This is a genomic window from Bacillus sp. F2HM (assembly GCF_019266135.1).
In the GTDB taxonomy this organism is placed as follows: domain Bacteria; phylum Bacillota; class Bacilli; order Bacillales; family Bacillaceae; genus Bacillus; species Bacillus safensis.
Window position 1 is genome coordinate 59,069 of sequence record NZ_LRMO01000021.1, and the last position, 7,338, is coordinate 66,406.

Below are 7,338 nucleotides of genomic sequence, written 5' to 3' on the forward strand. Positions count from 1 at the left end.
TCATCCATTTTTAACCGTAATAGAGAAAAATTTCTCTTCTTAAAGCTGACGGTCAATGTAATGTTTTTCTTGTAACCTTTTTAATCCTTTTTTTATCTTTTTCGCTCTTACTTCTCCAATTCCTTCTACTTCATCCAATTCTTGTACATCTGCTTCCATAATTCGATCTAGCACACCGAATGCTTCAACCACATTTTCGACGATTGGCATTGGCAGTCTAGGGATTTTATGGAGCAATCTGTATCCTCTTGTGTACACATATTCGTCAATATTTGTAGAAGCTGGATATCCAAGTAACTTGTACAGAATGGAATCATCTAAAAGCTCAAAGCTCGACATATCTTGAAGTTGTTTAAGCAGCACATACGGATCTTTAATCTTTTCTTTCACGTAATCTTTAATAAATAAAGCTGCTTCCTGCTCCATATCTGTAATCAATTCATTGACTTGCAGACGGATCAAGTGTCCCTCTGTTCCGAGCTCTTTGATATACATATTGATTTCATTTTTGATTCTGAGTACCATTTCGTAGCGGTGCAGCACGGATAATACATCACCAAAGGTCACAAGCTCTTCAAATTCTAGAGCACTTAACGCAGAAATGGCGTGATCTAAAATCGTTTTATATTTCTCAAGTGTTTGAATGGCTTGATTGGCCTTTGTTAAAATAAAGCCAATATCTTTCAGCGTATAACGACGATTCCCTTGGTATAAGGTAATGACGTTCCTCCGTTCAGAAATAGCAATGATTAAGCAGCCTGTCTGCTTTGCTACACGTTCAGCCGTCCGGTGCCTCATGCCTGTTTCCGATGAATGAATGGTTGCATCTGGCATCAGCTGTGTATTCGCATACAAGATTTTTTGACCAGAATCGCTAAGAATAATGGCCCCATCCATCTTCGCCAATTCATATAAATGTGCTGGGGAGAAGGCAGAATTAATGTGAAATCCTCCATCTACCACACTCTTTACTTTGTCATTATAACCAACAACAATGAGCCCGCCAGTATTGGCTCTCAGGACGTTTTCAATCCCTGCCCGCAGAGGTGTTCCTGGTGCCACAAACTGTACAATATCTAAGAGATCGAGTTCTCTCGCTCCTTTTTTCTCTTTTTCCATTTCTATGATCCCCCTAGTGAAATTCGAAGTGCCTCCGCTACATTTTCTACACCAACTAACTCAATCCCTCTCGGCTTTTTCCATCCGTCTATATTCGCCTGAGGAATAAACATTCGCTTAAATCCTAGTTTTGCAGCTTCCTGCACTCGCTGTTCAATTCTTGATACTCTTCTGACTTCTCCCGTCAGACCGACCTCTCCTATAAAGCAATCCGCTTGATGCGGCGCTGCATCTTTAAAGCTTGATGCAATACTGACGGCAATAGCCAAGTCAATCGCCGGTTCGTCAAGCTTCACACCGCCTGCGACCTTTAAATAGGCATCTTGGTTTTGCAGCAGCAGCCCCACGCGTTTTTCTAAAACTGCCATGAGCAGCGATACTCGATTATGATCAAGGCCAGTGGCCATTCTTCGCGGATTCCCAAAGCTTGTCGGGGAAATTAATGCCTGTATCTCGACAAGTACGGGTCTTGTTCCTTCCATTGAGGCAACAACACACGAACCAGATACACCTGCCGACCGCTCTTCTAAAAAGATTTCTGATGGGTTTAATACTTCCGTGAGCCCTTCCTCTCTCATTTCAAAAATTCCCAATTCATTCGTTGAACCAAATCGGTTTTTGACCGCCCGTAAGATACGAAACGTATGATGACGCTCGCCTTCAAAATAAAGAACTGTGTCCACCATATGCTCTAAAAGGCGTGGACCTGCGATCGAGCCTTCTTTGGTCACGTGACCAACGATAAAAATAGGAATACCGTTTGTCTTGGCAATCTTCATCAGCTGCGCTGTACATTCTCTAACTTGAGATACAGAGCCGGGAGCTGACGTGATATCGCTTTGGTAAACGGTTTGAATCGAATCCACCACAACAAAAGCAGGTTTCATCTCCTGTATAGCAGACGTTATATACTCCATATCGGTTTCAGCCAAAACATGTAAAGAGGCGCTTTCAATGCCAAGACGGTCCGCTCTTAGCTTCGTTTGTTTAATGGACTCCTCACCAGATATGTATAACACATTCTGATTTTTGTCTGAGAGCTGTGCTGATACTTGTAATAACAATGTAGACTTCCCAATCCCAGGATCTCCGCCGATGAGAACAAGAGAACCTTTGACAATTCCACTTCCTAATACTCGGTTAAATTCTTCTAAATTTGTTTTAATTCGGGGTTCTTCGGATGTTTCAATTGCAGATATAGGTGAAGGTTTTTGAATGGTTTGAACAGAATGATTAAAAGCACTTCGACGGTTTGCCGGCTCTTTGCGAACGACCTCTTCTGTCATACTGTTCCACGTGCCGCAGCCTGGACATTTCCCCATCCATTTGGCTGACTCATAACCGCACGATTGGCATATAAATTTTGATTTTGTCTTAGCCATAGATTGAAGAATACAACTCCTTATACTGGTCAGAAAATAAGTAAAGGGAGGCATACACCTTACTGGTATGCCTCACACTTTTTTCTTACTATATTAGTTCGTAGCAGCCGTCGCTTTTACGACAATCTCTCCATCTTCCACATCTAATACGATATGTTGACCTTTTTCAATATTCCCCTTCAGAAGCTCTTCAGAAAGTCGATCTTCTACATGCTTTTGAATCGCTCTTCTTAACGGACGCGCACCGTACTCAAGATCTACTCCTTCGTCGGCAATCTTCGCTTTTGCTGCTTCCGTCAATTCAATTGATAGGTCTTGTTCTTTTAATCGTTTTGTCAATTGATCAGACATGAGAGACACGATCTCTTTTAGATGTTTCTTCTCAAGCGAGTGGAAGACAATGATTTCATCAATACGGTTGATAAACTCAGGTCTAAACGCACGTTTCAACTCGCCCATCACTTTGCCTTTCATATCCTTGTAATTTTGACTTTCATCCTGCACGTTAAAGCCAACATATTTATTGCGCTTCAGCTCACTAGCTCCAACGTTTGATGTCATGATCAAAATCGTATTTCTAAAGTCAACGGTACGCCCTTTAGAATCAGTCAGACGACCATCTTCTAACACTTGCAGTAAGATATTAAATACATCTGGATGCGCCTTTTCAATCTCGTCTAAAAGAACGACAGAATAAGGTTTTCTTCTCACTTTTTCAGTCAGCTGTCCACCTTCATCATAGCCCACATAGCCTGGAGGTGACCCAACAAGTCTGGATGTAGAGTGTTTCTCCATGTATTCAGACATATCAATACGGATCATTGCTTCTTCATCACCGAAAATAGACTCAGCGAGTGCTCTTGCAAGCTCCGTTTTACCAACCCCTGTTGGACCCAAGAAGATAAAGGAGCCGATTGGACGCTTCGGATCTTTCAGGCCAGCACGCGCACGTCTCACTGCTTTTGCTACAGCGACAACCGCTTCATCCTGTCCGATCACGCGAGAGTGGAGCAATTGTTCCATATTCAGAAGCTTATCTGTCTCCGTTTGAGCAATTTTCGAAACAGGCACTCCCGTCCAGCTGGAAACGACCATTGCGATATCATCTACAGATACCTCTGAGTTCTCTTGTCCCTGCTTTTCTTTCCATGATTTCTTTGTAACTTCTACTTTTTCACGCAAACGCTGTTCTGTATCGCGAAGAGAAGCTGCTTTTTCAAATTCTTGACTTTGAACTGCCGCATCCTTTTCCTTGCGTACTTCATCCAGCTTTTGCTCTAATTCTTTTAGATTAGGCGGTGTCGTGAACGAACGTAAACGGACTTTCGAACCTGCCTCATCAATTAAATCAATCGCCTTATCTGGAAGGAATCGGTCAGAAATATAACGGTCAGACAGCTTCACCGCCGCCTCAATCGCTTCATCTGTAATAGACACACGGTGATGTGCTTCATACCGGTCTCTGAGCCCTCTTAAGATTTGAATACTTTCATCAACAGACGGCTGATCTACTTGAATTGGCTGGAAACGTCGTTCAAGCGCAGCGTCCTTTTCAATGTATTTACGGTACTCATCTAACGTTGTCGCCCCAATACATTGAAGCTCACCACGTGCTAAGGATGGCTTCAAGATATTAGACGCATCAATCGCGCCCTCTGCTCCACCAGCACCAATGAGTGTATGAAGCTCATCGATAAAGAGAATGATATTTCCTGCCTGACGAATTTCGTCCATCACTTTTTTCAAACGATCCTCGAATTCACCACGATATTTCGTCCCAGCTACAACAGTTCCCATATCCAGTGTCATCACTCGTTTATCGCGCAGGATTTCAGGCACTTCGTTATGAATAATTTGCTGTGCAAGACCTTCTGCGATGGCTGTTTTACCAACACCAGGCTCACCAATCAGCACAGGGTTATTTTTTGTTCTTCTACTTAGGACCTCAATGACACGTTGAATTTCTTTGCTTCGGCCAATGACAGGGTCCAAGCTGTCCTCTTTTGCAATAGCTGTCAAATCTCTTGCCAAGCTATCTAGTGTTGGAGTATTTGCATTGCTATTAGAGCCTGCCGCAGATGCACCTGTTTCATTGCTTCCAAGCAGCTGCAGGACTTGCTGACGTGCTTTATTTAAGCTCACTCCGAGGTTATTTAAGACACGGGCAGCGACACCCTCTCCCTCACGAATAAGACCTAATAGAATATGTTCTGTCCCTACATAGGAATGACCTAGCTTTCTTGCTTCATCCATTGAAAGCTCAGTGACCTTCTTCGCTCTAGGCGTATAATGAGGAATAGCTTGAGACACCTCTTGCCCTCTTCCAATCAAGCTTTCGACTTCTTTTTGGATTTTATCTGAAACAAGGCCCAGTGCTTCTAACGCTTTGGCAGCGATGCCCTCACCTTCACGTACAAGGCCAAGTAAAATGTGCTCAGTACCTATGTTTTTATGGCCTAGGCGAATGGCTTCTTCTTGTGCAAGTGCTAATACCTTTTGAGCTCTTTCAGTGAATCTTCCAAACATCATATCGTTTCATCCTCCTGTCCATTCCTATGCATTTCTAAGCGCAGCCTTTCTCTAATAATCGCTGCTCGTTTTATATCTCGTTCATTTGGCTCTAAGGCTCCTCCTGAATATTGTTGAAGGAAGCCGGGCTGAGTCAAAATCATGAGTTCATTCAGTATATTACTTGAAAGCCCCTTAATGATACCTAAATCAATTCCAAGCCGCACATCTGACAAACACTTTGCTGTTTCCTTTGATTCAATCATACGACAATTGGCCAAAATCCCTAAGGAACGGTACACTCTGTCCTCAAGTTCAATTTTAGATGTTTGATATAACGCTTTTCGTGCAGATCGCTCTTGTTCAATGAGCTGAGCGGTCACACTATTCAAGTCATCTACAATGTCTTCTTCTGATTGGCCAAGTGTCATTTGATTTGATATTTGAAAGATGTTTCCTATTGCTTCGCTGCCCTCACCATAAATTCCTCTGACCACAAGACCTAATTGATTAATGGCCGGAATAATCCGATTCATTTGTCTTGTGAGCGCTAATGCTGGTAAATGCATCATGACCGAAGCCCTAATACCTGTACCTACATTGGTCGGACAGCTTGTTAAGTATCCTCGCTTTTCAGAAAACGCATAATCCACTTGCTCTTCAATCCAGTCATCTACCTGATTAGCCGCTTTTAGTGCATTGGCTAGCTGAAAACCTGGGAATAAGCATTGGATTCGAATATGGTCTTCTTCATTCAGCATCACACTGATTTCTTCATTCTCAGAAAGCAAACAGCCGCCAAATCTTGATTCAGCTAAATTGGGGCTAATCAAATGCTTTTCAACAAGTACCCTCTTTGCTAAAGGCTGCGTTTCATTCATTCGAATCAGAACAAAGTTTCCAATGTCCTTCACTTCCTGGCTAGCAAACTTTTGCTCGAATTGCTGGAGAACAGCTTCAGCTTCAGCTTGAGAAAACTGAGTTGGGAAACGAACATGCTCTAGATTGCGAGCTAGCCGGATACGACTGCTTAGAACAATGTCACTTTCTGGTCCTTTTTGTTTCATCCACTGACTAAGAGCGTCTTGAATAAAATGCTGGAGCGACATGTCGTTAATCTCCCTCCCTCTGCTGAGATTGCTCATGCTCTAATGCACGAATTTGATCTCGAACTTCCGCTGCCTTTTCGAACTCTTCCTGTTCAATCAGCTGCTTCAGCTCTTGCTGCATTAACTCTAGTTTCCGGCGAACATGCAGGCTGCCGGCAATTCGTTTTGGGACTTTCCCATTATGGACTGTATTTCCACTATGGACTTTCCGTAAAACAGGGTTCAGATACTGATCAAATGTACGATAGCATTCTGCACAGCCAAATCGGCCTGTTTTTCTGAACTGCTGAAAGGTTAAGCCACACTTAGGACATTGATCCACTTCTTTCGCTTCTTGAAAAATAGATGAGCCCTTGTTAGCACTTGTGGTGAAGCTAGGATCAATATTCAATAAGCCTGATAATAAGTTGTGAATCGAGAAACCTTGGTTTCCACTCATAGCATATGAATCACTGTTTTCTTTTGCACATTGTTCACATATGTGCATTTCTTGTTTTTCTCCATTTATAACTTTCGTAAAGTGAAAAGTGGCTGGTCTCTCATTACATTCTTGACAAATCAATCTTTTCACCCGCTTTACTTTAATTTCAAAGCATTTAACATCGCTTTCATCATCCGAGCACGCAGTTCATCACGTTCAGGTAAATCAATATGCAATACAGAACGGTCCATGACACTAATCATCATCTTAGCTTCTCTTTCAGATAAAATGTTATTTTCAACAAGACGCATGATGATATGATCAGATGCAGCCTGTGATAAACGATGATATATTTGGGAAATAATGTTGTTCAATAAGTCGACTTCATCATTCATTTTGACTTTAATGATACGGATATAGCCACCGCCGCCACGCTTACTTTCAACGATATAGCCTCTCTCGCTCGTAAAGCGTGTATTGATAACATAGTTAATTTGTGAAGGTACGCATTGAAATTTATCTGCAATTTCATTGCGCTTAATTTCTAATATTTCTCGACCGTTCTGATCCAAGACTTCCTTCAAATACTGCTCGATGATATCAGAAATATTTTGTGCCACTCCGCCTCCTCCTCCATTGACTTTGACTATATTTGACTTTAATCTTACTATAAATTTTTTCGATCGATTTTTCAAGATAATCGCTCAACTAACAATATTATTTCCACATAATCGCTCAACTAACAATATTATTTCCACATTTATATGGTATCAAACCTCTCAAAAACACAAAAAAGACC

The 7,338-nt window shown here is 42.0% G+C and carries 6 protein-coding genes; all 6 read right to left on the bottom strand.

Features of this window, described 5'->3' with window-relative positions:
- Positions 1 to 39: 39 nt before the first annotated feature.
- On the bottom strand, positions 40 to 1,119 hold the full coding sequence (disA, locus tag AWT60_RS13915) for a DNA integrity scanning diadenylate cyclase DisA (protein ID WP_024425581.1): 1,080 nt from the start codon (positions 1,117 to 1,119) through the stop codon (positions 40 to 42).
- A 2-nt stretch (positions 1,120 to 1,121) separates the two neighbouring features.
- Entirely contained in the window at positions 1,122 to 2,501 is a 1,380-nt protein-coding gene (radA, locus tag AWT60_RS13920; protein ID WP_025092231.1) for a DNA repair protein RadA, read from the bottom strand.
- Between the two features lie 93 nt (positions 2,502 to 2,594).
- A complete protein-coding gene (clpC, locus tag AWT60_RS13925; RefSeq protein ID WP_007496263.1) occupies positions 2,595 to 5,030 on the bottom strand; it encodes an ATP-dependent protease ATP-binding subunit ClpC in 2,436 nt (811 codons plus the stop codon).
- Positions 5,027 to 6,118 (bottom strand): protein-arginine kinase McsB, encoded by a 1,092-nt coding sequence (gene mcsB, locus AWT60_RS13930; RefSeq protein WP_024425579.1) that lies wholly within the window; start codon positions 6,116 to 6,118, stop codon positions 5,027 to 5,029. The genes clpC and mcsB overlap by 4 nt, the downstream gene beginning before the upstream one ends.
- Before the next feature lie 4 nt (positions 6,119 to 6,122).
- Positions 6,123 to 6,680, bottom strand: coding sequence for a protein-arginine kinase activator protein McsA (gene mcsA, locus AWT60_RS13935; protein ID WP_024425862.1), 558 nt, complete (start codon positions 6,678 to 6,680; stop codon positions 6,123 to 6,125).
- Between the two features lie 14 nt (positions 6,681 to 6,694).
- Entirely contained in the window at positions 6,695 to 7,159 is a 465-nt protein-coding gene (locus AWT60_RS13940; protein ID WP_003217184.1) for a CtsR family transcriptional regulator, read from the bottom strand.
- Positions 7,160 to 7,338 lie beyond the last annotated feature (179 nt).